Origin of the sequence: Nonomuraea sp. NPDC049784, from assembly GCF_040659615.1 — a bacterium.
In the GTDB taxonomy this organism is placed as follows: Bacteria; Actinomycetota; Actinomycetes; order Streptosporangiales; family Streptosporangiaceae; genus Nonomuraea.
Genome location: NZ_JBFAMX010000907.1, coordinates 1 through 3,023 on the forward strand (window position 1 = coordinate 1; position 3,023 = coordinate 3,023).

The following is a 3,023-nucleotide window of genomic DNA, read 5'->3' on the forward strand; positions in this document are numbered from 1 at the left end:
CGGGACCCGGGCCGTGGCCGGTTGGGACGTGCGGCAGCGGCACGCGGTGGCCGATCCCGAGGCCGTGCTGGCGGACCTGGAGAACGGTGTCACGTCCCTGTGGCTGGTGGTGGGGGACGGCGCGATCCCGGTGGACGCGCTGGGCACGGTGCTCAAGGACGTCTATCTCGACCTGGCCCCGGTCGTGCTGGAGGCCGGGGAGCACGTACGCGAGGCCGCCGAGGTCCTGTTCCGGCGCGGCGCCGCGGTGAAGGGCAACCTGGGGGCCTCTGCCTGCGCCGGGGGCGCTGGGCTCGAGCTGGCCCTGCGCTGTGCCGCCGGCTTCCCCGGGCTCGCGGCCGTGACCGTCGACGCGACGCCGTACCACGACGCGGGCGGCGGCGACGCCGAGGAGCTGGGCTGCTCGATCGCCCAGGGCGTCGCGGAGCTGCGGGCGCTCACGGGCGGCGGGCTCTCCGTTGAGCAAGCGCTAGGGCAGATCGAGTTCCGGTACGCCGCCACCGCCGACCAGTTCGCCACCATCGCCAAACTGCGCGCGGCCCGCCGGCTGTGGGCCAGGGTCGCCGAGGTGTGCGGGGCCCCCGAGCACGGCGGGCAGCGGCAGCACGCGGTCACCAGCGCGGCCATGATGACCGCCCGCGACCCCTGGGTGAACATGCTGCGCACCACCCTGGCCTGCTTCGGCGCCGGGGTCGGCGGGGCCGACGCGGTCACGGTGCAGCCGTTCGACGCCTGCCTCGGCCTGCCGGACGCCTTCTCCCGCCGCATCGCCCGCAACACGCAGTCGCTGCTGCTGGAGGAGTCGGGGCTCGGGAACGTCGTCGATCCCGCCGGCGGCTCCTGGTACGTCGAGCGCCGCACCGCCGACCTCGCCGAGCGCGCGTGGGCGTGGTTCCAGGAGATCGAGGCGGCCGGCGGGATCACGGAGGCCGGAGGTCTGATCGCCGGACGGATCGCCGCCACCCGCGCCCGCCGCGACGACGACATCGCCCACCGCCGGTTCCCGATCACGGGCGTGAGCGAGTTCCCCAACGTGCACGAGAAGCCGGTCCGCCCCCCGTCGCCCGCCGCCGGAGCGCCGGAGGCGGGGCGCGCCGCGGGTGGGCTGCCGCGCGTCCGGTACGCCGAGGCGTTCGAGGAGCTGCGGGATCTGGCCGACGCGCAGCCCGAGCGGCCCAAGGTGTTCCTCGCCACCATCGGGCCCGTCGCCGCCCACACCGCGCGGGCCTCGTTCGCCGCCAACCTGTTCCAGGCGGGCGGCCTCGACACCGAGACCGCCGGTCCCGGGGCCGATCCGGAGCAGATCGCCACCGCGTTCGCCGTGAGCGGCACCGCCGTGGCGTGCCTGTGCTCGGCCGACAAGCTGTACGCCCAGCACGCCACCGCCGTCGCCGCCGCACTGCGCAAGGCCGGTGCGAGGAAAGTGTGGCTGGCGGGGAAGGGGAAGTACGAAGGCGTGGACGGAAACCTCTACGCGGGCTGCGACGCGCTGGCCGTGCTCCGCGAGACCTTCGACCACCTGGAGGTGACCCGATGATCCCGGACTTCTCCGGCATCCCGCTCAACGCCCTGCCCAAGGAGGGCCCCGGGGAGCCGAAGCACGCCGGCGAGGTGTGGGAGACGCCGGAAGGGATCGAGGTCAAGCCGCTCTACACCGCCCACGACCTCGAGGGGCTCGACTTCCTGCGCACCTACCCCGGCGCGGCCCCCTACCTGCGCGGCCCGTACCCCACCATGTACGTCAACCAGCCCTGGACCATCCGCCAGTACGCGGGCTTCTCCACGGCGGAGGAGTCCAACGCCTTCTACCGGCGCAACCTCGCCGCCGGGCAGAAGGGCCTGTCGGTGGCCTTCGACCTGGCCACGCACCGGGGATACGACTCCGACCACCCCCGGGTCGCCGGCGACGTGGGCATGGCCGGGGTCGCGATCGACTCGATCTACGACATGCGGCAACTGTTCGACGGCATCCCGCTGGACAGGATGTCGGTGTCGATGACCATGAACGGCGCCGTGCTGCCCGTCCTCGCGCTGTACATCGTGGCGGCCGAGGAGCAGGGCGTCGCGCCGGAGCAGCTCGCCGGGACCATTCAGAACGACATCCTCAAAGAGTTCATGGTCCGCAATACCTACATTTATCCCCCGACGCCGTCTATGCGGATTATTTCGGACATCTTTGCTTATACGAGCGAGAAGATGCCGAAATTCAACTCCATCAGCATTTCCGGTTACCACATCCAGGAGGCCGGCGCGACGTGCGACCTGGAGCTGGCCTACACGCTCGCCGACGGCGTCGAATACCTGCGGGCCGGGGTCGCCGCGGGGATGGACGTCGACCGCTTCGCGCCGCGGCTGTCGTTCTTCTGGTGCATCGGCATGAACTTCTTCATGGAAGTCGCCAAGCTCCGCGCCGCCCGGCTGCTGTGGGCCAAGCTGGTATCCGGATTCAATGCGAAAAATCCGAAGTCGCTGAGCCTTCGTACGCACTCCCAGACCTCCGGCTGGTCGCTGACCGCGCAGGACGTCTTCAACAACGTCGCCCGCACCTGCGTCGAGGCCATGGCCGCCACCCAGGGCCACACCCAGTCCCTGCACACCAACGCGCTCGACGAGGCCCTTGCGCTGCCCACCGACTTCTCCGCCCGCATCGCCCGCAACACCCAGCTCCTCCTCCAGCAGGAGTCGGGCACGACCAAGGTGATCGACCCGTGGGGCGGCTCCTACTACGTCGAGCGCCTCACCCACGACCTCGCCGAACGCGCGTGGACCCACATCCAGGAGGTCGAGGCCGCAGGCGGCATGGCCAAGGCCATCGAGGCGGGCCTGCCCAAGCTCCGCATCGAGGAGGCGGCCGCCCGCACCCAGGCCCGCATCGACTCCGGGCGCCAGCCCGTGATCGGCGTCAACAAGTACCGCGCCGAGAGCGACGAGGCCATCGAGGTGCTCAAGGTCGACAACAGCGCCGTACGCGCCCAGCAGCTCGACAAGCTGGCCCGCCTCAGGGCCGAGCGCGACCCCGACGC

The 3,023-nt window shown here is 71.6% G+C and carries 2 protein-coding genes; both read left to right on the forward strand.

Features of this window, described 5'->3' with window-relative positions:
* A partial coding sequence (locus AB0J09_RS60795; RefSeq protein ID WP_360713039.1) for a methylmalonyl-CoA mutase family protein occupies window positions 1-1,537 on the forward strand: 1,537 nt, incomplete at its 5' end.
* A partial coding sequence (gene scpA / locus AB0J09_RS60800) for a methylmalonyl-CoA mutase (protein WP_360713042.1) occupies window positions 1,534-3,023 on the forward strand: 1,490 nt, incomplete at its 3' end. The genes AB0J09_RS60795 and scpA, both read left to right, overlap by 4 nt.